Below are 20,333 nucleotides of genomic sequence, written 5' to 3' on the forward strand. Positions count from 1 at the left end.
GCAGACCCTCAGGTCTATAAGCGTTTCATAAGCACTGTCAACGTCACGACCCCTGCGAGCGGTTGGCTTTGCCTGCTTATTAACCACTGAGACGTTTCAGGGCCTCCGGTGCCTCCTCGATCCGGTCGACGAGGGTGATGCGGGACTCCATCGACCGCTCCCGGGCCAGGGACCGCAGGAGCGGCCAGGCGGGCAGCCGCCGCGTCCAGTGCGCCCGGTCCACGAGGACCATGGGCGTCGGCTCGCCCCGCGACTCGTAGTAGTTGGGCGTCGCGTTGTCGAAGATCTCCTGGACGGTTCCCGCGGCGCCCGGCAGGAACACCACGCCCGCGGTGCAGCGGGCCAACAGCCCGTCCTCGCGGGTGGCGTTGGAGAAGTACTTGGCGATGTGCGCGGCGAACGGGTTCGGCGGCTCGTGACCGTAGAACCAGGTGGGCAAGGCGACCGAGGGGCCGCCGCCGGGCCAGTTCGCGCGGACCTCGAAGGCGGCCCGCGCCCAGTCGGTCACCGAGGGCGTGAACCCCGGGGCCTTGGCGAGGATCCGCAGGGCCTCGGTGAGCATTCCCGGGTCGAAGGGCGCCGCGTACGCGCCGAGGTTGGCCGCCTCCATGGCGCCCGGCCCGCCGCCGGTGGCCACCGTCAGTCCGGTGCGGGCGAGTTCACGGCCGAGCCGGGTCGCGCCCGTGTACTCCTCGGTGCCGCGCGCCATCGCGTGACCGCCCATGACGCCCACCACCCGTTCCCCGGCGAGCAGTTCGTCGAGGGCGTCCGAGACGGCGTCGTCGTGGAGCGAGCGCAGCATGGAGCCGAAGACGTCGCCGTCCCCCTTCGTGCGCTGAAACCAGGCGTACGTCCGCGCGTCCGGGGTCGCCTCGTACCCCTCGTCGAGGGAGGCGAACAGTTCGTCCGGGGAGTAGACACGGCCGCGGTAGGGGTCGAAGGGCAGGCCCGGCACGGGCGGGAAGACCAGGGCGCCGCAGGCCCGTACGCGGGCGGCGGCCGCCGGGTCCATCGGGCAGCCGAGGAAGACGGCGCCCGAGGCGTCGAGGGAGAGCAGGGCGTCCGTACGGCCCGTCAGGTCGACGGACTGGACGCGGAAGTGGGCGAGGGCGCCGTGGGCGGTGACCACCTCGTCGAACTCGACGAGGGACTCGATCTCACGGTCGTGGGGACCGTCGAACGGCTGGGCGGGTGTCGTCGGATGCACCCGCCCATGCTAGGCACCGTCGGACCGGGGCCCCGGGCCGTCCGCCGTTCTCGTCCGGTCCGGACCGTGGGGCGCCGGAGCCGGACCCGGAGCGGACGCCGGGTCGGAGGCGTCGGTCAGGCTTCGACGGCCGACGGGTCCATCCAGACGATCTCCCAGGTGTGGCCGTCGAGGTCGTCGAAGGAGCGGCCGTACATGAAGCCGTGGTCCTGGGTCTCGCCGCTCGGCGAACCGCCCAGCGCGAGCGCCCGGTCGACCAGTTCGTCGACCTTCTCGCGGCTCGGCGCGCTCAGCGCGATCAGCACCTCGCTGGTGGTCGTGGCGTCCGCGATCTCCTTCTTGGTGAAGGTCGAGTAGAACGGCCTGGTGAGCAGCATCGCGACGATCGTGTCGCTGATCACCACGGAGGCCGCGTTGTCGTCGCTGAACTGCGGGTTGATCGAGTAGCCCAGCTCCGTGAAGAACTTCTTCGAGGCGTCGAGGTCGTTCACGGGCAGGTTCACGAAGATCATCTGCTGGTGGGCGGAGGTGCTCATCTGGTCTCTCCCGGGGGATCGCTGTCGCTGTGTGCGGTGTCGAGGGGTGGACCGGGGGGCCGCGCGGAACTCATCGGAGCCGGGGAGAGTTTTTTTTCGGGAGCGCGCGGACGGCGGGTTCAGCGCATCAGCGGGAGGGCGGCCAGCTCGGCCACGAGCAGGGTGAGCGGGACGAAGAGCGCCAGCAGGGCCGCGGTGCGCAGGGCGGCGGCGCTGCGGAGCGTCTTGGCCGGGGCGCCGAGCCGCACGAGGGCGGCCGTGGTGTCGGCACGGCACTGCCTCGCCTCCACGGCCGCGGTCAGCAGGGTGGCGACCGTGCAGCCGGCCACGACCACGGCGCCGAGCGTGGTGAGCGGACCGAAGGACGGGTCGGCCGGGTCGTACAGCCGGGCCATCGTGTACGCGCCGGAGCCCACCGCGCAGACCACGCCCAGCGGGCGGCCGATGCGGGAGGCCTCCTGCATCAGCCCGCGGCCCGCGAGCAGGCGCAGGGCGCCGGGGCGGACCGCCTGGAGCAGCCGGCCGCACAGGTGGGTGAGTCCGGGGCCGGCGAGCGCGAGTCCCACCGCGGTGAGCGTCCAGCCGAGCAGGACGGCGGCGGGCCCGGTGGGCAGACCGCCGGGCAGGGGGAGCCCGCCGCCGTCGGGGCCGCGGCCGGCGTACGCCTCCACGGCCAGACCGACCGCCAGCAGGGCCGTGCCCCAGGGCAGGGCGGTGGGGTCGGGGGCCGGGACGTCGCGGGCCGGGGGGACGTCCTGCCGCGCGGAGCCGTTCACGGCGGCCGGGACCGTCTCGCCGGGGCCGCCGTCCGCCGGAGCGGGGAGCGTGCCGTCCGGCGTCGGGGGCACGTCGTGCGCGGCGGAGGCGGACGCGGGGGTGGTCGCGGCGGCGCGGGCGGCGAAGGGGCGGACGGTCCGGCTGCCGAACCTGCCGTACGCGCCGAACGTCTCGCCCGGTCCCGTCGTCGCGTACGCCCCGAACCGGCCGAACATCCGCGGCGCCGTCCGGGCCGCGACCCGGGTGTCCCGCGGGCGCAGCATGAGCACGACCGCGATCGATGAGGACAGGGGGGCGAGGGCCAGCAGGGTCAGGGCGGCCGGCCACGGCAGCGGCCGTCCGGCCGCCAGGAAGTCGCGGGCCGCCCCGTCGAAGGGCATGCCCGTGAGGTCGCCGCGCAGATGGAGGAAGAACAGCAGCGCGAGCATGGAGCCGAGCAGCGTCGACAGGGCCGTCGTCATCGCGGAGACGGCCATCAGACGGGCCGGGCCGAGGCCGATCGCGGCGAGTCCGGGGCGGGGCCGGGTGCCGGGGTCGGTGCGGGCGACGGCCAGCGCGAGGTGGACGGTCGCGGCCAGCGGGACCAGGCACCAGGCCAGCCGCAGCGCGGAGGCCGCCGGGTTCTCGGGGTGGGTCAGGGCGTGGCCGAGGGTGCTCAGCAGGAGGAAGCCGGTGCCCGCCGACGCCGCCGCGACCAGCAGCCGGCGCAGTTGGACGGCGGGACGGGCACCGCGGGTCAGACGGAGAGCGAGCACGCCGCCCCCCGGCCTTCCGACTCGGCGACCGGGGGCAGGTGGACGGTCTTGACCCGGCGGCCGTCCAGCAGCGGCACCGTGCGGTCGGCGAGGGCCGCCGTCTCCGCGTCGTGGGTGGCGAGGACGACCGTGATGCCGTGCGAGCGGGCGGCGGTCGTCAGGGTGCGCAGGACGTGCGCCCGGTCCGCCCGGTGCAGGGGGGCCGTCGGCTCGTCCGCGAACAGGACCGAGGGGGCCGGGGCCAGGGCGCGGGTGATGCAGACCCGCTGGCGCTCGGCCTGGGTCAGCTCGTGCGGACGGCAGCGGGACCGGTCGCCGATGTCCAGGCGTTCCAGCCACTCCAGCGCGGCGGCCTTGGCCCGGCGGCGACCGGTGCCGCGCAGCATCAGGGGCAGCGCCGCGTTCTCCCAGACGTTCAGCTCGGGGACGAGGAGCGGCGCCGGGTCGATCCAGCCGAAGCGGTCGCGGCGCAGCCGTTCGCGGGCCGCCGGACCCATCGTGTGCACGGGCACGCTGTTGAACCAGACCTCGCCGCTCCGGGCGGTCGTCAGGCCCGACAGACAGCGCAGCAGGGTCGTCTTGCCGCTGCCGCGCGGGCCGCTGACGGCGAGGATCTCGCCCTCCCGCACACCCAGCGAGACCCCGGCCAGCCCGGGGGAGCCGTCGGGGTGCGAGAAGTGCAGGGAGCGTGCCCAGAGCACGTCGTTGTCCGGCGGGGCCTCCATGGGCGTACACCTCGTTCAGATCTGTGGTTCCCGTGCCGATCCCCCGACCGGGGGAACGAAGGCAGGGCCGATCGGTCACTGGCACGCTAAGGAGGCGAGCGCGGGCATCCGGACAGCACGCGGCCCCGGGCCGCCGTTTCTCACTCGAACGGTCGACGCCGGGGCCGGTGTTGATCAGCTGATCAGGCTGACGTCACAGCTTCGTCCACGCCTCCGTGAGCGTGGCGCGCAGGATCTGCTCGATCTCGTCGAAGGTCTCCTGGTTGGAGATCAGCGGCGGGGCGAGCTGGACGACCGGGTCGCCGCGGTCGTCGGCACGGCAGTACAGGCCGTTGTCGTACAGCGCCTTGGAGAGGAAGCCGTACAGGACGCGCTCGGTCTCCTCGTCGTCGAACGACTCCTTGGTGACCTTGTCCTTGACCAGCTCGATGCCGTAGAAGAAGCCGTTGCCGCGGACGTCTCCGACGATCGGCAGGTCGTGCAGCTTCTCCAGGGTGGAGCGGAACGCTGCCTCGTTGTCGAGCACGTGCTGGTTGAGGCCCTCGCGCTCGAACAGGTCGAGGTTGGCGAGGCCCACCGCGGCGGACACCGGGTGGCCGCCGAAGGTGTAGCCGTGCAGGAAGGTGTTGTCGCCCTTGTAGAACGGCTCGGCCAGCCGGTCGCTGATGATGCACGCGCCGATCGGGGAGTAGCCCGAGGTCATGCCCTTGGCGCAGGTGATCATGTCCGGGACGTAGCCGAACTTGTCGCAGGCGAACATCGTGCCGAGGCGGCCGAAGGCGCAGATGACCTCGTCCGAGACGAGCAGCACGTCGTACTGGTCGCAGATCTCGCGCACCCGCTGGAAGTAGCCGGGCGGCGGCGGGAAGCAGCCGCCGGCGTTCTGCACGGGCTCCAGGAAGACGGCCGCGACCGTGTCCGGGCCCTCGAAGAGGATCTGCTGCTCGATCTGGTCGGCGGCCCAGCGGCCGAAGGCCTCGGGGTCGTCGCCGAAGAGCGGGGCGCGGTAGATGTTGGTGTTGGGCACCTTGTGCGCGCCCGGGACGAGCGGCTCGAAGGGGGCCTTGAGCGCCGGCAGACCGGTGATGGACAGGGCGCCCTGCGGAGTGCCGTGGTAGGCGACCGCGCGGGAGATGACCTTGTACTTGGTCGGCTTGCCCTGGAGCTTGAAGTACTGCTTGGCGAGCTTCCAGGCCGTCTCGACGGCCTCGCCGCCGCCGGTGGTGAAGAAGACCTTGTTGAGGTCGCCCGGCGCGTGGTGGGCGAGGCGCTCCGCCAGCTCCACGGCCTTGGGGTGGGCGTAGGACCACACCGGGAAGAACGCGAGCTCCTGCGCCTGCTTGAAGGCGGCCTCGGCGAGCTCCACGCGTCCGTGGCCCGCCTGGACCACGAACAGGCCCGCGAGACCGTCGAGGTAGCGCTTGCCCTTGTCGTCGTAGATGTAGGTGCCCTCGCCCCGGACGATGGTCGGGACCGGCGAGTTCTCGTACGAGGACATGCGGGTGAAGTGCATCCACAGGTGGTCGTACGCGGTGCGGCTGAGGTCCTTGGTGCTCACGGTTATCGGGTCCTCACGGTTATCGGGTTCCCCACATGTAGGTCTGCTTCTTCAGCTTCAGGTAGACGAAGCTCTCGGTGGAGCGCACGCCGGGCAGGGCGCGCATGCGTTTGTTGATCACGTCGAGCAGGTGGTCGTCGTCCTCGCAGACGATCTCGGCGAGGATGTCGAACGAGCCCGCCGTCATCACCACGTACTCGACCTCCGGCATGGCGGTCAGCGCCTCGGCGATGGACTCGACGTCGCCCTCGACGTGGACCCCGACCATCGCCTGCCTGCGGAAGCCCACGGTGAGCGGGTCCGTCACGGCGACGATCTGCATCACGCCCTGGTCGAGCAGCTTCTGGACGCGCTGGCGCACGGCCGCCTCGGACAGGCCCACGGCCTTGCCGATCGCGGCGTACGGCCGGCGGCCGTCCTCCTGGAGCTGCTCGATGATGGCGAGGCTCACGGCATCCAGGTGAGGGGTGCTGCCGTTCCTGGACTCGCGGGAGTCCCTGTGCTCTGCGCTTCGACTGGCCACGGCCACACTGTGCACGACGTCTCGACAGTTCCGCAAGGTCGGGGCGATGAAATTCGTTGTTTACGTGTGTGAGATCTGCGGATTCCGCAGCCGTGGCGGGATCGGGGGTGTTGAAAACGTCAGCGCATTGATTAGTGTGGGTGTCTCAGTCAATGGACACCCACATCTGGAGGGCCGGCAGTGAGCACCGAGCTGCGTCGTCTGCGCAACTACATCGACGGTGAGTTCCGGGACGCCGCCGACGGACGGACCACCGAGGTGGTCAACCCCGCGACCGGCGAGGCGTACGCGACCGCGCCGCTGTCCGGCCCGGCGGACGTCGACGCGGCCATGGCCGCCGCCGCCAGGGCCTTCCCCGGCTGGCGCGACACCACCCCGGCGGAGCGCCAGAAGGCCCTGCTCAAGATCGCGGACGCGTTCGAGGAGCGCGCCGAGGACCTCATCGCCGCGGAGGTGGAGAACACGGGCAAGCCGATCGGGCTGACCCGCTCCGAGGAGATCCCGCCGATGGTGGACCAGATCCGCTTCTTCGCGGGCGCGGCCCGGATGCTGGAGGGCCGCTCGGCCGGCGAGTACATGGACGGGATGACCTCGATCGTCCGCCGTGAGCCGGTCGGCGTCTGCGCGCAGGTCGCGCCGTGGAACTACCCGATGATGATGGCGGTGTGGAAGTTCGCCCCGGCGATCGCGGCCGGCAACACGGTCGTCCTCAAGCCGTCCGACACCACCCCGGCCTCGACCGTCCTGATCGCCGACATCATCGGTTCGATCCTGCCCAAGGGCGTCTTCAACGTCGTCACCGGCGACCGGGACACCGGCCGGCTGATGGTCGAGCACCCGGTCCCGGCGATGGCGTCCATCACCGGTTCAGTGCGCGCCGGCATGTCCGTCGCCGAGTCGGCCTCGCGTGACCTCAAGCGCGTCCACCTGGAGCTGGGCGGCAAGGCGCCGGTCGTGGTCTTCGAGGACACCGACATCGCCAAGGCCGTCGAGGACATCTCCGTGGCGGGCTACTTCAACGCCGGCCAGGACTGCACGGCCGCCACCCGCGTCCTCGTCCAGGAGTCCATCCACGACGAGTTCGTGGCCGCGCTCGCCAAGGCCGCCTCCGAGGCGAAGACCGGGCAGCCGGACGACGAGGACGTGCTGTACGGGCCGCTGAACAACCCGAACCAGCTCAAGCAGGTGGCCGGGTTCATCGAGCGGCTGCCGGCCCACGCCAAGGTCGAGGCGGGCGGCGAACGCGTCGGCGACAAGGGCTACTTCTACGCGGCGACGGTCGTCTCGGGGCTGAAGCAGGACGACGAGATCATCCAGAACGAGGTCTTCGGTCCGGTCATCACGGTCCAGTCCTTCACGGACGAGGACCAGGCCGTCGAGTGGGCCAACGGCGTCGACTACGCCCTCGCCTCCTCGGTGTGGACCAAGGACCACGGCCGCGCGATGCGGATGTCGAAGAAGCTCGACTTCGGCTGCGTGTGGATCAACACCCACATCCCGCTGGTCGCCGAGATGCCCCACGGCGGCTTCAAGAAGTCCGGCTACGGCAAGGACCTCTCGGGCTACGGCTTCGACGACTACACCCGCATCAAGCACGTCATGACGTCCCTCGACGCGTAACGCCCCGCGGGATGTGCCCCGGACGGGCACGGCGGTCCGCCGCCGTGCCCGTCCGCGCGTGTGCGGGGCGACGGGTGACCGGCCGTCAGCAAAGCCCGCGACGGCTTTGCCATCTCTTTACAACCCGGTCCGGGGCTGCCTCGTCTCTTCGCTCGATCCGTCAACGGACCGACGAAAGAGAGCGACCCATGCGACTCATGCCCCGAACGGGCCTCGCCGCCCTGGCAGTTGCGAGCACGGCCCTGCTGGCCGGCGCGGCCCCCGCGCTCGCCGACGCGGGCACCCCGACCCCCGCGCCCGGGACCCGCAGCGCGAGCCCGGTCCCGGGCGGCCCCACCACCGCCCCGACCAGGGCGACCGAGCCCACCAAGGCGCCCGAGGCGACCGACGCCCCGTCCGCCGCGCCGGCCCAGGTCGGCGTCGTCCCGCGCGGAGCGGCCGACACCGGCGTCGCCGAGCCGTGGTCCGACGGCCACGGCACGCTGATCGGCGGCGGCGCGGCCGCGGCGGTCGCCGCCGCCGGCTCCGTCTTCTACGTCGTGCGGCGCCGGAGGGCGACCGGCGCATGAGCCCGCTCTCCAGGCGCGCCCCGGCGCTCGCGGCCCTGGCGGCGCTGCTGCTCTGCGGCTGCACCGCGCAGAGCGACGGACCGGCCGCGACGTCCGGCACCGCCGCCGCGACCGCCACGGACGCCACTGCCGCCGCGGGCGCAGCGGGGTCCCCGGCTCCGGCCGCCCGGGCCGCGCGCCCCCTCGCGCGCTCGGCGCCGGTCGGACTGCGGATCCCGGCCATCGGGGTCGACACCCCGCTCATGCGGCTGGGGCTGGCCGCCGACCGCAGCGTGCAGGTGCCTCCGGTCGAGCGGCACGACCGGGCCGGCTGGTACGAGCACTCGCCGACCCCCGGACGGACCGGGCCGTCGGTGATCCTCGGCCATGTCACGGTCGGCCGGTACGGCGACGGAGTGTTCCGGCGCCTGGACCGGCTGCACCGGGGCGACCGGATCGCGGTGCGCCTGGAGAACGGCACGACGGCCGCGTTCGCCGTGACCCGCGTGCGGACCGTCGACAAGGCGAGCTTCCCCACCGGGGAGGTCTACGGGAACGTCGGCCGGCCCGAACTGCGTCTCATCACGTGCGGCGGCCCGCGCACCGGCGACGGGTACCGCGACAACGTGATCGTCTTCGCCGCCCTGGTCCCGGGGGCCGCCTCCGGGGCTTCCTCCGGAGCCTCCTCGGGGCCCGGGGCGGCGGCGGGCGACGCGTCGAGCACCGCGGGAGAACGTTGAAACGCCCACGCTCGCGCGAGAGGGCGGCGTCCGAACTGTTCGCCGCCCTCTACCCCCGCCTCGCCGGCTGGTGCCGCCGCCTCGTCGACGACGACGAGACGGCGCACGAGATCGCCTCGGAGGCGTTCACCCGGCTCTGGGCACGCTGGACGACCGTGTCCGAGCCCCAGGGCTTCCTCTTCGTCACCGCCGCCAACCTGGTCCGCGACCACTGGCGCAAGCTGGAGCGCGAACGCCGGGCCGTGCGCCGGGTCACCGTCGAGGTCGCCGTGGCCCCGCCGGCCGAACAGGCCGACCCGTCGGTGCGGATGCTCGTGCAGTCCCTGCCCGACCGGCTGCGCGTGCCGATCCTGCTGCACTACTACGCTGACATGCCGATCCGGGAGGTGTCCGTGCTGACCGGACGCAAGGAAGGAACCGTCAAGGCCGACCTGCACGCGGCCCGCGAACTGCTCCGCGTCCACCTGAGGAGAAGCCTTGATCACACCGGCTGACGACTTCGACGACGGCCCGGACCTCGACCCCGACGACCCCCTGACCGTCATCCTGCGCCCTCCCGCCGGACACCTCGGCCCACCGCCCGGCCGCTACGAGCAGATCCGCCGCGGCGCCACCCGTCGCCGGACGCTGCGCGCGGCCGGAGTCGGAGCGGCGTGCGCGGTCACCGTGCTCGCCGTCCTGCTGCCGCTGCGTTCGGCGTCCTCCGACGCGCCCGCGCGCCCCACGACGCCGCTCGCCCCGCCCCCGGTCACCGGCGGTCCGTCGACCGGGCCCCGGCCCGTGCCGTCGCTCCCGCCGCCGCGGAGCACCGAACGCCCTACCCGGGGGGCGGACGCGACCCACGCCCCCGGCACCCCCGCTGCCGCCACCGGCACCGCTGCCCCGGACACGGACCGCACCGGCCGCTCCAGCCCGACGCCCGTCGCGCAGGACACGACGTCGCCCCGGCGGGTGGCGCAGTCGAGCACGCGGTCGAGTGCGCCGTCCACCGCGCCGTCCGCGTCGAAGACGCGCCGCTGAGGCCGATTCACGCACCGTAGCCGTCCGGGCCGACCGCTCCTGGCACGCGGTGAACATGTGTGCCGGTTCGAACCGGGCGAGCCGGACGGTCACCTCCCCGGCGTGAGCGACGTGCCGCTGGAGGTGCCGCTGCGGTGAGGGCCCCGCCGCGGTGAAGGTCCGGCTGCGGTGAAGGTCCGTCCGGCTGCGGTGAGGGCGTGGTTCAGCCCCGGTCGCGCAGCGCGGTCAGGACGTCGATGCGGTTGGTGGTGACGGAGTCGACGCCCAGGTCGATGAGCCGACGCAGCGCGCGGCGGGTGTCCGGGGTCCAGACGGAGAGCAGGAAGCCGTCGTGGTGGACGCGCGCGGCGAGGTCGCGGTCCACCAGGGAGAAGCGGTAGTTGAGCCAGCGCGGCTTCACCGCCGCGAGCAGTGCGGGCCGCGGGGGCGCCAGGCTCGTGCAGGTCAGCGCGATCTCGGCGGACGGGTCCGCGGCGCGCACGGCGAGCATCGCCACGGCGTCGGCGCAGTAGTGGACCCGGTCGGCCGCGCCGGCCTCGCGCACGGCGTCGACGATCCGCCGCGCGGTGCGCGCGTCCCGGGTGCCCGGCAGGTCGAGCATCAGCCGGCTGCCGTCCGTCGCCGCGAGCGCCTCCGCCAGGGTGGGCACCCCGCCGGCCGTGAGCCCGCGCACCTCCGCGGCGGACAGCGACCGCAGCGGCCGGTCCAGCCCCCAGAGCCGCTTCAGCGTCTCGTCGTGGAGCAGGACGGGCACGCCGTCCCTGGTGAGCCGGACGTCGCACTCGACGGCGTCCGCGCCCCGGTCGAGCGCGGACCGCAGCGAGGCGATCGTGTTCTCACGGACGCGGTAGGGGTCGCCGCGGTGGGCGACGGCGGTCACGTTCTGCATGCGCCCATTGTGGCGGGCGGCGGCGGATCGCGGCGGGACGCCGTCAGGGGGCGAGCCACCCGGCGGTGTAGGCGTCGATCTCGTCCCGGACGCGCCGCTTGCCGCTCTCGTCCAGGAAGGAGGCCTCGACGGCGTTCTTCGCGAGGCCGGCGAGGCCGCTCTCGTCGAGGTCGAGGAGCCGGGCGGCCACCGCGTACTCGCTGTTGAGGTCCGTGCCGAACATGGGCGGGTCGTCGGAGTTCACCGTCACCAGGACGCCGGCCTCCACGAACGTCGCCAGGGGGTGCTCGTCGAGGGTGCGGACCGCGCGCGTGGCGATGTTCGACGTGGGGCACACCTCCAGCGCGATGCGGGCGTCGGCGAGGTGGGCGAGCAGCTTCGCGTCCTGCGCGGAGCTGGTGCCGTGGCCGATGCGCTCGGCGCGCAGATGCGTCAGCGCGTCCCACACCGTCTCGGGTCCGGTGGTCTCGCCGGCGTGCGGCACGGACCGCAGCCCGGCCGCGATCGCCCGGTCGAAGTACGGCTTGAACTGCGGGCGCGGGACCCCGATCTCGGGCCCGCCGAGCCCGAAGGAGACCAGCCCCTCGGGGCGGATCCGGTCGTCGGTGGCGAGCCGGGTCGTCTCCTCGGCGGCCTCCAGCCCGGCCTCTCCGGGGATGTCGAAGCACCAGCGCAGCACGGTCCCGAACTCCGCCTCCGCCGCCTTGCGGGCGTCCTCGACGGCGTCCATGAAGGCGAGTTCGTCGATGCCGCGCCGGGTCGAGGAGAACGGGGTGATCGTCAGCTCGGCGTAGCGCACCTGCTGGCGGGCCAGGTCCCGGGCGACCTCGTACGTCAGGAGCCGGACGTCCTCCGGGGTGCGGATGAGGTCGACGACGGACAGGTACACCTCGATGAAGTGGGCGAAGTCCGTGAAGGTGAAGTAGTCGACGAGGGCCTCGGGGTCGGTGGGCACCCGGGAGTCCGGGTGCCGGGCGGCCAGCTCGGAGACGATGCGGGGGGAGGCGGAGCCCACGTGGTGGACGTGCAGTTCGGCCTTCGGCAGCCCGGCGATGAACGCGTGCAGATCGCGGCCGCCGGCCGCGGCCCCGGCGGTGGGACCGGCGGGCGCGCCGGACGCGGGGGACGCGGGGGAGCCGGACGCGGGGGCTGCTGAGGATGCGTCGAGGCGGTCGGTCATGGGGTCCTCCCGGGACGGCGCCCCGGGCCCGGCGGGCCGGACGGGACGCGGGTGATCGGCTGATCGGTGGGCCGGGATCATCGTAGGCGGAAGGGCCCGCGAGCCGCGGAGGGCCTCGCCCCGGCCGCGCTCCGCACCGGCCTCGGGCCGTAGCATGACGGAACGTGCGCGGGGCGGAACGGCGTACGGATGACGGAACGCAGGACACAGGCCCGGAAGCGGGCGACAGGGGGATCCACGCATGTCCGACGAGGCGCCGACCCCGACCGACGACGCCCCCACCTCCCCACGGCCCACCGCCGCCGAGGGGTCGGACGGTCCGCGGGACGCTGCCCCCGCCGGCCCCCGGCCGGGCGGCGACCCGGCGGACGCGGCGAGTGGACTCGCGATGGGCAAGGGTGCGGAGGGCGCGGGAGCGGGAGCGGTGGACGGCGGTGCGGGTCCGGCGGTCGCGGGGGAAGGGGGCCCGGTCGACGCCCCCGGCCCTGCGTGGTCCGCGCCCGCCCCCGCCGTCGGTGAGACGGCTGGGCCGCAGGACGCGGTCGGCGGCGTGTCGTTCGGCAAGGGTGCGGAGGGCGCGGGAGCGGGAGCGGGAGCGGTGGACGGCGGTGCGGGTTCGGCGGTCGCGGGGGAAGGGGGCCCGGTCGACGCCCCCGGCCCTGCGTGGTCCGCGCCCGCGCCCGTCGTCGGTGAGACGGCTGGGCCGCAGGGCGCGGTCGGCGGTGTGTCGTTCGGCAAGGGTGTGGAGGGCGCGGGAGCGGTGGACGGCGGTGGGGGTCCGGCGGTCGCGGGGGAAGGGGGCCCGGTCGACGCCCCCGGCCCCGCGTGGTCCGCGCCCGCCCCCGGTGAGACGGACAGGCCGCAGGTGTCGTTCGGCAAGGGTTGGGCGGGAGCGCCCCCGGCCGATGCGGCGCCGTCGGGTGAGGCGGTGGCGGGGGCCGGCCCCTGGGCCGTTCCCGGTGGCGGCGACGGGCCGAGCGGGCCCGGCCGGTCCGGCGGTCAGGCCCCGGTGGGCCACGGCCAGGCGCCCCCGTCCGTGCACGACCAGCGGACGGTCACCTCGCTGCCGGCCGCGGGAGGCGCCGCGGGCCCCTGGGCGCATCCGTTCGGCGCCCCGCAGGCCGGGCAGCCGTTCGCGTCGTTCCCGCCGCCGGACCCGGCGACCGTCGTCGGCGGTCCGCCCCCCAACCCCTTCGCGCCTCCCGCCCAGGCCGTCCCGCCGCCGCCCATCGCCCCCGGTGGCCCGGGGCAGGTCCCCTACGGCTACCCCGGGGGCTACGGCTACGGGTACCCGCCGCCGTACGGAGGCGGCGGCCCGGGACTGTACGGATGGAACGGGACCGGGGACAGCAACGGCATGGGCGTCGCCGGGCTCGTGCTCGGCATCCTCGGCGCCGTCCTCTTCTGTCTGTGGCCCCTCGCCGTCGTCCTCGGCGTCCTCGGTGTCGTCTTCGGCGCGATCGGGCGGCGGAAGGCCGGCCGGGGCGAGGCCTCCAACCCCGGGCAGGCGCTGGCGGGCATCATCTGCGGGGCCGTGGGAGTCGCGCTGGCGGTCACGCTGGGCGTCCTGACGATCGTGGGGCGCTGACCCTCACGGAGTCCTGAGGCCTCAGGAGGACGATCCCGCAGGAGCGACCCTTCTGGAGGTCGACCCCTCTCGAGGACGACCCCTCGGCCGTCGGCCCGGACCCTCGGGCACCGGCCCGGACCCCTCGGCCGTCGCCCGGACCCCCGGGCGGCGCTCCGGGCGCGCTCAGGCGTCGGTGCGCAGCCGCTCTCTCGCCTCCATCAGCGCGAAGCCCAGCAGGTTCGGCCCCCGCCACCGCTGCGGATCCATCGCCGCCTCGTCGTCCGCCGCCAGGCCGATGCCCCAGACGCGGTCCATGGGGCTCGCCTCGACCAGCACGCGGGTGCCGGTGCCCAGCAGGAACGCGCGCAGCCCGTCGTCCGAGGCGAACTTGTGGACGCTGCCCTCGACGACGATCCCGAACCGCTCCCGCCGCCAGGTCTCCTCGTCGAAGCCGCGCACCAGGCGCCCCTCCTTCTTCGCCTGCGCGGGGGAGGCGGCGGCCAGCGCGCGCCGCTCCGCCTCCGCGTCGCCGAAGAGCCGGGCCTTCGCGGCCATCATCCAGTGCTCGGCCGTCGCATAGCCGACCCCGTCGACCACGAACGGTGACGGCCACCACTGGCTGAGGCAGCTCGCGCCGATCCGCCCGTCCGGCCGGGGCCGGTGTCCCCAGAAGTGCAGGTACTTGATCCCGGCCCCCGCCCGGACGGCGCTGACCAGCGCCTCCCGGTCCTCGATCCTGTCCATGCAGCCGAGCATGGCACGCGCCACTGACAGAGCGTCCCCCCTTTTCCGCTCCGACTCGACACCTGGTCGACCCCTGCCGACAGATTCCGTCGCGTAACCAAAAGGCAACAACGGAATCACTTGTTGGAGTGCCCCTGCTCTGTCAGGATCGGCAATCAAATCGAGCTGGAGCTACGCCACCCGCTGCGGAACACTTCGGGGCGAAGGCGGAGGAGAGCGACATGCAGGACCGGTTTCCCGCACAGGAACGTTTCTCGGACGGCGCGCAGTACATCGCCGGCCGCCTGACGAAGGGCACGTCCGGCGCCACCCACACCGTGATCGACCCCGCCACCGGCGAAGCGGTCCTCACCTACGAGCTGGCGGGCGCGGGTGACGTCGACGCCGCCGTCGCCGCCGCCCGCGCGGCCTTCCCCGGCTGGTCGGCGGCCACTCCGGGCGAGCGTTCCGACGCGCTGCACCGGTTCGCCTCGGTGCTCGCCGGCCACGCGGAGGACCTGGCCCGCGCCGAGTCCCTGCAGTGCGGCAAGCCGCTGAAGCTGACCCGCGAGTTCGACGTCCCGGGGACGATCGACAACACCTCCTTCTTCGCCGGCGCCGCCCGCCACCTGGCGGGGCAGTCGGCCGGCGAGTACTCCGGCGACCACACCTCCTACGTCCGCCGTGAGGCCATCGGCGTGGTCGGCTCCATCGCCCCCTGGAACTACCCCCTCCAGATGGCCGCCTGGAAGATCCTCCCGGCGATCGCCGCCGGCAACACCATCGTGCTCAAGCCCGCCGAACTCACCCCGCTGACCTCGCTCCTGTTCGCCCTGGCGGCCACCGAGGCCGGCATCCCCGACGGCGTCGTCAACATCGTCACCGGGACCGGGCGGGTGGCGGGCGAGCACCTCGTCGGCCACCCCGACGTGGCGATGACGTCCTTCACCGGCTCCACGGCCGTCGGCAAGCGCGTCGCCGAGGTCGCCACCGCGACCGTCAAGCGGCTGCACCTGGAGCTGGGCGGCAAGGCGCCCCTGCTGGTCTTCGACGACGCCGACCTGGAGGCCGCCGCCAACGGCGCCGTCGCGGGCGCGCTCATCAACACCGGGCAGGACTGCACGGCCGCCACGCGCGCGTACGTGCAGCGGCCGCTCTACGAGGCGTTCGTCGAGCGGACGGCCGCGCTCATGGAGACGGTCCGGGTCGGCGACCCCTTCGCCCCCGGGACCGACCTCGGCCCGCTGGTGTCGCACCCGCAGCGCGACCGGGTCGCGGCCTTCGTCGACCGGGCGCGCGGCTACGCGCGCGTGGTGACCGGCGGCGAGGCGCCCCTGGGGGAGCTGAAGAACGGCGCCTACTATCTCCCCACGCTGATCGCGGACGCGGCCCAGGACAGCGAGGTCGTCCAGTCCGAGATCTTCGGGCCGGTCCTGGTGGTCCTGCCCTTCGACGGCGACGACGAGGGCATCGCGCTCGCCAACGACACCCCCTACGGGCTGGCCGCCTCCGCGTGGACCCGGGACGTGTTCCGGGCGAACCGGGCGACGCGCGAGATCAAGGCCGGATGCGTGTGGATCAACGACCACATCCCGATCATCAGCGAGATGCCGCACGGGGGTTACAAGGCCTCCGGATTCGGCAAGGACATGTCAGCGTATTCGTTCGAGGAGTACACCCAGGTAAAGCACGTTATGTTCGATAACACGGCGGTTGCCCGCAAGCCCTGGCACCGCACTGTCTTCGGGGACTCATAAAGCGACGACGACCGGCCGCCGACCACGGCCGTACCTCCCGAAAGGGCACCACGCGCATGGAGCAGTACGAGCCAGACCGCCTCAGCCCGGCCCACCTGGCCGCCATACGGCGCAGCCTGCGCAACGGCAGGGCGGCCATGACCCGCCGGTCGGTGCTGCGCGCCTCCGCCGGCGGCGCGCTCACCCTGGGCGGACTCGGCGCGCTGAGCGGCTGCGGCATCCCCGCCGCCGGCAAGTCCCAGGGCGGCGTCTCCGCCGACGACCACTCGGCGAAGGAGAAGGTCGTCAAGTTCTCCAACTGGCCCGAGTACATCGACGTCGACGACAGCGGCAAACGCCACCCCACTCTGGACGCGTTCCGCAAGCAGACCGGCATCGCGGTCACCTACACCGAGGACATCAACGACAACGACGAGTTCTTCGGCAAGATCCAGCCGCAGCTCGCCGCCGGCCAGGACACCGGCCGCGACCTCATCGTCCTCACCGACTGGCTGGCCGCCCGCATGATCCGGCTCGGCTACGTGCAGAAGCTGGACGCCTCCCACCTGCCCAACGCCTTCGCCAACCTGTCGGACCAGTTCCGCAGCCCCGACTGGGACCCGGGCCGCGCCTACTCGTACCCCTGGCAGGGCATCTCGACGGTCATCGCCTACAACAAGAAGGCGCTGAACGGCGTCGAGGTGAAGTCGGTCTCCGACCTGCTCGACACCCCGGCGCTCAAGGGCCGGGTCGGCCTGCTCACCGAGATGCGCGACACCGTCGGCATGACGATGCTCGACATGGGCAAGGACCCGGCGAAGTTCACCGACGACGACTACGACGCCGTCCTCGCCCGCATCCAGAAGGCCGTCGACAAGGGGCAGATCCGCCGCTTCACCGGCAACGACTACACGTCCGACCTGAGCAAGGGCGACCTGGCCGCCTGCGTCGCCTGGGCCGGCGACATCGTGCAGCTCCAGGCCGACAACCCCGACATCGACTACGTCATCCCGGACAGCGGCTACATGACCTCGACCGACAACATGCTGATCCCCAACAAGGCGCGCCACAAGACGAACGCCGAGCGGCTGATCGACTTCTACTACCAGCCCCAACCCGCCGCCGAACTCGCCGCGTACATCAACTACGTGAGTCCGGTCGCGGACGTGAAGCCCTACCTCGCCAAGATCGACAAGTCGGCGGCGGACAATCCGCTGATCCTCCCCGACAAGGCCATGCAGGCCAAGTCCCACGCCTTCCGCTCCCTGAGCGCGAAGGAAGAGACCGCCTACCAAGCGAAGTTCGCGAAGCTGACCGGGGCGTGAGCAGATGAAGACCAACGACAGCGGCAGCGGCGACGTCCGGCTGACCGGCATCAGCAAGACCTACGGCTCCTTCACCGCCGTCCACCCGCTCGACCTGACCGTCCCGCAGGGCTCCTTCTTCGCCCTGCTCGGCGCGTCCGGCTGCGGCAAGACCACCACCCTGCGCATGATCGCCGGCCTGGAGGAACCGTCCTCCGGGACCGTCCACCTCGGCGACCTCGACGTGACGGCCCTGCCGCCCTACAAGCGCCCGGTGAACACCGTCTTCCAGTCCTACGCCCTCTTCCCGCACCTCGACATCTTCGAGAACGTCGCCTTCGGTCTGCGCCGGCGCGGCATCAAGAGCGTGAAGAAGCAGGTCGAGGACATGCTGGAACTCGTCCAGCTCGGCGAGCAGGCCCGCAAGAAGCCGCACCAGCTCTCCGGCGGCCAGCAGCAGCGCGTCGCCGTGGCCCGCGCCCTCATCAACCACCCCAAGGTGCTCCTGCTCGACGAGCCCCTCGGCGCCCTCGACCTCAAGCTGCGCCGCCAGATGCAGCTCGAGCTCAAGCGCATCCAGACCGAGGTCGGCATCACCTTCGTGCACGTCACCCACGACCAGGAAGAGGCCATGACCATGGCCGACACCGTCGCGGTGATGAACGCGGGCCGCGTGGAACAGCTGGGCTCCCCGGCCGACCTCTACGAGAACCCGCACACCACGTTCGTCGCCAACTTCCTGGGCACCTCCAACCTCATCGAGGCCGAGGTCGACTCCCGCAGCGGCGAGGACATCGTCCTGAAGGCGGGCGGCGGCAAGCTGGTGCTGCCCCGGGCGCGCTGCTCCGCGCCCACCACGACCGGCGGCAGGGTGCTGGTCGGCGTGCGCCCGGAGAAGATCTCCCTCAGCCACGCCGACGACGCGGGCCAGATCCCCGAGGGCCGCAACCGCATCACCGGGAAGATCGCCAACTCCTCGTTCATCGGCGTCTCCACCCAGTACGTCATCGACAGCACGGTCTGCCCCGAGTTCGAGGTGTACGCGCAGAACATCGACCGGGACGCCCGCCTGGTGCCCGGCGCCGACGTGGTCCTGCACTGGAGCCCGGCGCACACCTTCGGCCTGGACGCGGCGCAGGACATCGACGCCGGCATCCAGGAAGAGGCGGCGGTCTGAGATGGCGACGCTCACCGAGGCGCCCCCGCCTCTGTCCCCGACGGCGCCGGCGACGAAGCCCCCGCGCAAGCGCGGTCGTCTGACGCCGTACTGGCTGCTGCTGCCCGGCCTGCTCTGGCTGGTCGTGTTCTTCGCGCTGCCGATGATCTACCAGGCCTCCACGTCCGTGCAGACGGGCTCACTGGAGCAGGGCTACAAGGTCACCTGGCACCTGGCGACCTACTGGGACGCGCTCGGCGCGTACTGGCCGCAGTTCCTGCGGTCGGTGCTCTACGCGGGCGCCGCCACGGTCCTGTGCCTGGTGCTCGGCTACCCGCTGGCCTACCTGATCGCCTTCCGCGCCGGACGCTGGCGCAACCTGATCATGATCCTGGTGATCGCGCCGTTCTTCACCAGCTTCCTGATCCGCACCCTCGCCTGGAAGACGATCCTCGCCGACGGCGGCCCCGTCGTCGGCGCCCTGAACACCCTGCACGTCCTCGACGTCACCAGCTGGCTCGGCTGGACGGCCGGGGACCGGGTCCTCGCCACCCCGCTCGCGGTCGTCTGCGGTCTGACCTACAACTTCCTCCCGTTCATGATCCTTCCGCTGTACTCCTCGCTGGAGCGCATCGACGGACGGCTGCACGAGGCGGCGGGCGACCTCTACGCCCGGCCGTCCACCGTCTTCCGCAAGGTCACCTTCCCGCTGTCGATGCCGGGCGTGGTCTCCGGAACACTGCTGACCTTCATCCCCGCCTCCGGCGACTACGTCAACGCCGAACTCCTCGGCTCGACCGACACCCGCATGATCGGCAACGTCATCCAGACGCAGTTCCTGCGCGTCCTGGACTACCCGACGGCCGCGGCCCTGTCCTTCATCCTCATGGCCGCGATCCTCTTCATGGTCACCTTCTACATCCGCAGGTCCGGGACGGAGGATCTGGTCTAAATGCCCTTCGTCAACTGGCTCAAGCGCCATTTCGTGGTCATCGCGGGACTTCTCACGCTCGCCTACCTCCTCCTGCCCAACGTCGTCGTCACGGTGTTCTCCTTCAACAAGCCGAAGGGCCGCTTCAACTACGAGTGGCAGCAGTTCTCCACGGACGCCTGGAAGGACCCGTGCGGAGTCGCCGGCATGTGCGGCTCGCTGTCGCTCAGCCTCCAGATCGCCGTCTGGGCGACCCTGGGCGCCACCCTCCTCGGCACGATGATCGCCTTCGCGCTGGTGCGCTACCGCTTCCGCGCGCGGGGCGCCGTCAACTCGCTGATCTTCCTGCCGATGGCCATGCCCGAGGTCGTCATGGCGGCCTCGCTGCTCACCCTCTTCCTCAACCTGGGCGGTCAGCTGGGCTTCTGGACCATCCTCATCGCCCACATCATGTTCTGCCTGAGCTTCGTCGTGACGGCGGTGAAGGCACGCGTGATGTCGATGGACCCGCGTCTCGAACAGGCCGCCCAGGACCTCTACGCCGGGCCCGCGCAGACGTTCCTGCGGGTCACCCTGCCGATCGCCGCCCCCGGCATCGCCGCCGGCGCGCTGCTCGCCTTCGCGCTCTCCTTCGACGACTTCATCATCACCAACTTCAACGCGGGCTCCACCGTCACCTTCCCCATGTTCGTCTGGGGCTCGGCACAGCGCGGGACGCCCGTCCAGATCAACGTCATCGGCACGGCCATGTTCCTCGTCGCCGTGGCCCTCGTCCTGACGTCGATGGTCATCGGCAACCGCCGCAACAAGCAGAAGGCGTGAGCCCGCACAGCAT

20 protein-coding genes are annotated in these 20,333 nt (G+C 72.6%); 11 read left to right on the forward strand and 9 right to left on the reverse strand.

Features of this window, described 5'->3' with window-relative positions; all coding sequences use genetic code 11:
- Positions 1-79 precede the first annotated feature (79 nt).
- From OG802_RS25835 to OG802_RS25860, 6 genes are all read right to left on the reverse strand, one after another.
- A complete protein-coding gene (locus tag OG802_RS25835) occupies positions 80-1,207 on the reverse strand; it encodes an LOG family protein (protein ID WP_329414116.1) in 1,128 nt (375 codons plus the stop codon).
- A gap of 116 nt (positions 1,208-1,323) precedes the next feature.
- Positions 1,324-1,743 (reverse strand): VOC family protein, encoded by a 420-nt coding sequence (locus OG802_RS25840; protein ID WP_329414119.1) that lies wholly within the window; start codon positions 1,741-1,743, stop codon positions 1,324-1,326.
- A 119-nt stretch (positions 1,744-1,862) separates the two neighbouring features.
- Positions 1,863-3,275, reverse strand: a complete 1,413-nt coding sequence (locus tag OG802_RS25845) for a hypothetical protein (protein ID WP_329414121.1) — start codon at positions 3,273-3,275, stop codon at positions 1,863-1,865.
- Complete coding sequence (locus tag OG802_RS25850; protein WP_329414124.1) at positions 3,257-4,000, reverse strand: ABC transporter ATP-binding protein; 744 nt, start codon at positions 3,998-4,000, stop codon at positions 3,257-3,259. The genes OG802_RS25845 and OG802_RS25850 overlap by 19 nt, the downstream gene beginning before the upstream one ends.
- 193 nt (positions 4,001-4,193) lie before the next feature.
- The gene (locus OG802_RS25855; RefSeq protein ID WP_329414126.1) at positions 4,194-5,558 is read right to left on the reverse strand and encodes an aspartate aminotransferase family protein; all 1,365 of its coding nucleotides are present in this window, start codon (positions 5,556-5,558) and stop codon (positions 4,194-4,196) included.
- Between the two features lie 19 nt (positions 5,559-5,577).
- Entirely contained in the window at positions 5,578-6,096 is a 519-nt protein-coding gene (locus OG802_RS25860; protein WP_329414128.1) for an Lrp/AsnC family transcriptional regulator, read from the reverse strand.
- A gap of 165 nt (positions 6,097-6,261) precedes the next feature.
- On the opposite strand from OG802_RS25860, the gene OG802_RS25865 reads away from it, so the two are divergent.
- The 5 genes from OG802_RS25865 to OG802_RS25885 all read left to right on the forward strand — a co-directional run bounded on the left by OG802_RS25865 (position 6,262) and on the right by OG802_RS25885 (position 10,009).
- A complete protein-coding gene (locus tag OG802_RS25865) occupies positions 6,262-7,701 on the forward strand; it encodes a gamma-aminobutyraldehyde dehydrogenase (RefSeq protein WP_329414130.1) in 1,440 nt (479 codons plus the stop codon).
- Positions 7,702-7,898: 197 nt separating this feature from the next.
- Positions 7,899-8,270: a sortase-dependent protein gene (locus OG802_RS25870; RefSeq protein ID WP_329417394.1), complete on the forward strand. Its 372-nt coding sequence runs from the start codon at positions 7,899-7,901 to the stop codon at positions 8,268-8,270.
- Positions 8,267-8,989: a class F sortase gene (locus tag OG802_RS25875; RefSeq protein ID WP_329414131.1), complete on the forward strand. Its 723-nt coding sequence runs from the start codon at positions 8,267-8,269 to the stop codon at positions 8,987-8,989. Before OG802_RS25870 ends, OG802_RS25875 begins: the two co-directional genes overlap by 4 nt.
- On the forward strand, positions 8,986-9,483 hold the full coding sequence (locus tag OG802_RS25880) for an RNA polymerase sigma factor (protein WP_329414134.1): 498 nt from the start codon (positions 8,986-8,988) through the stop codon (positions 9,481-9,483). Before OG802_RS25875 ends, OG802_RS25880 begins: the two co-directional genes overlap by 4 nt.
- Positions 9,467-10,009 carry a hypothetical protein gene (locus OG802_RS25885; RefSeq protein ID WP_329414137.1) on the forward strand — a complete coding sequence of 181 codons (543 nt, stop codon included), beginning with the start codon at positions 9,467-9,469 and terminating at the stop codon, positions 10,007-10,009. Before OG802_RS25880 ends, OG802_RS25885 begins: the two co-directional genes overlap by 17 nt.
- Before the next feature lie 202 nt (positions 10,010-10,211).
- Here OG802_RS25885 and OG802_RS25890 read toward each other — a convergent pair whose 3' ends face one another.
- Positions 10,212-10,898 (reverse strand): glycerophosphodiester phosphodiesterase, encoded by a 687-nt coding sequence (locus OG802_RS25890; RefSeq protein ID WP_329414138.1) that lies wholly within the window; start codon positions 10,896-10,898, stop codon positions 10,212-10,214.
- 43 nt (positions 10,899-10,941) lie between these two features.
- A complete protein-coding gene (locus OG802_RS25895; RefSeq protein ID WP_329414139.1) occupies positions 10,942-12,078 on the reverse strand; it encodes an adenosine deaminase in 1,137 nt (378 codons plus the stop codon).
- A 241-nt stretch (positions 12,079-12,319) separates the two neighbouring features.
- On the opposite strand from OG802_RS25895, the gene OG802_RS25900 reads away from it, so the two are divergent.
- On the forward strand, positions 12,320-13,666 hold the full coding sequence (locus tag OG802_RS25900) for a DUF4190 domain-containing protein (RefSeq protein ID WP_329414141.1): 1,347 nt from the start codon (positions 12,320-12,322) through the stop codon (positions 13,664-13,666).
- Between the two features lie 165 nt (positions 13,667-13,831).
- Here OG802_RS25900 and OG802_RS25905 read toward each other — a convergent pair whose 3' ends face one another.
- Entirely contained in the window at positions 13,832-14,392 is a 561-nt protein-coding gene (locus tag OG802_RS25905) for an NADAR family protein (protein WP_329414143.1), read from the reverse strand.
- A 221-nt stretch (positions 14,393-14,613) separates the two neighbouring features.
- Here OG802_RS25905 and OG802_RS25910 point away from each other — a divergent pair, with 221 nt between their 5' ends.
- From OG802_RS25910 to OG802_RS25930, 5 genes are read left to right on the forward strand one after another with little or no spacing between them, the layout of a single operon-like run.
- Positions 14,614-16,128, forward strand: coding sequence for a gamma-aminobutyraldehyde dehydrogenase (locus OG802_RS25910; RefSeq protein ID WP_329414144.1), 1,515 nt, complete (start codon positions 14,614-14,616; stop codon positions 16,126-16,128).
- A 56-nt stretch (positions 16,129-16,184) separates the two neighbouring features.
- Complete coding sequence (locus tag OG802_RS25915; RefSeq protein WP_329414146.1) at positions 16,185-17,432, forward strand: ABC transporter substrate-binding protein; 1,248 nt, start codon at positions 16,185-16,187, stop codon at positions 17,430-17,432.
- 4 nt (positions 17,433-17,436) lie between these two features.
- Positions 17,437-18,588, forward strand: a complete 1,152-nt coding sequence (locus OG802_RS25920) for an ABC transporter ATP-binding protein (protein ID WP_329414147.1) — start codon at positions 17,437-17,439, stop codon at positions 18,586-18,588.
- A 1-nt stretch (position 18,589) separates the two neighbouring features.
- The gene (locus tag OG802_RS25925; protein WP_329414149.1) at positions 18,590-19,519 is read left to right on the forward strand and encodes an ABC transporter permease; all 930 of its coding nucleotides are present in this window, start codon (positions 18,590-18,592) and stop codon (positions 19,517-19,519) included.
- Positions 19,520-20,320 (forward strand): ABC transporter permease, encoded by an 801-nt coding sequence (locus OG802_RS25930; protein ID WP_329414151.1) that lies wholly within the window; start codon positions 19,520-19,522, stop codon positions 20,318-20,320.
- Positions 20,321-20,333: the final 13 nt, after the last annotated feature.

This window comes from Streptomyces sp. NBC_00704, assembly GCF_036226605.1.
Classification (GTDB): domain Bacteria; phylum Actinomycetota; class Actinomycetes; order Streptomycetales; family Streptomycetaceae; genus Streptomyces.